We start from the raw sequence: 559 nt of genomic DNA on the forward strand, positions 1-559 counted from the left end.
CATGCAGCTGAGTTGCCTGCTGATATCGAGTGGGTTTCAAACAATAATGAGCCGTTATTTGCTTCGGAAGAAGCCGTTTATGGTGGAACTTACCGCACTTACATCGAAAGTTTCCCGCAGACATTACGCAGTGTTGGTCCGGATGCTAACTCTGGATTGCGTCAATATTTGATGGATGGCACACCAAAAATGGCTCAACGTCACCCAAATACGGGTAAGTGGATTCCTCAATTGGCTAAGTCATGGGCATTTGGTGAAGATAATAAAACGGTTTATTTTAAGCTTGATGACACTGCGAAATGGTCTGATGGTGAGAAAATCACGGCCGATGATTATGTCTTTATGATGCAGTACTACACCTCAAAAGACATTATTGACCCTTGGTACAATGACTTTTTTACCAACAGCATTGTTAGCGTGGAAAAAATTGATGATTACACCATCCGTGTTAATTTAGCGGTTGCACAGAGTCATGATTCTCTGATGGTCATGATTAATATGCCAAGCAATGGCTTCCAACCTCGTCCAAAACACTTTTTCAAAGGTGAGAAGGATGAAA

At 41.9% G+C, this 559-nt stretch carries 1 protein-coding gene; it reads left to right on the forward strand.

The genetic code is table 11. From position 1 onward, the window contains the following. Positions 1 to 559: ABC transporter substrate-binding protein (locus tag R7E78_RS29270; protein ID WP_318059038.1), on the forward strand; the 559-nt coding region annotated here is incomplete at both ends.

This window comes from Vibrio sp. YT-19(2023) (assembly GCF_033337395.1).